1 protein-coding gene is annotated in these 223 nt (G+C 69.5%); it reads left to right on the top strand.

All coding sequences use genetic code 11. From position 1 onward, the window contains the following. Nucleotides 1-223 (top strand): putative inorganic carbon transporter subunit DabA (locus H2O73_RS24585; RefSeq protein ID WP_182110870.1); only part of this gene is annotated, 223 nt, incomplete at both ends.

Genomic DNA, 223 nt, shown 5'->3' on the forward strand with positions numbered 1-223 from the left:
ATCGCGGGCCATGGCAGCCATGTGAACAACAACGCCCATGCCAGCGCGCTGCAATGCGGGGCCTGTGGCGGCTATGGCGGCGACGTCAACGCCCGGCTTCTGGCCGACCTGCTGAACCAGCCCCATGTGCGGGCCGGTCTGGCGGCCAGGGGCATCGCGGTGCCCGAGGACACGATTTTCGTCGCGGCCCTGCACGACACCGCGCAGGACGCGATCACGCTCT

The sequence above is a fragment of the Vibrio marinisediminis genome, from assembly GCF_014050145.1.
GTDB lineage: Bacteria > Pseudomonadota > Gammaproteobacteria > Enterobacterales > Vibrionaceae > Vibrio > Vibrio marinisediminis.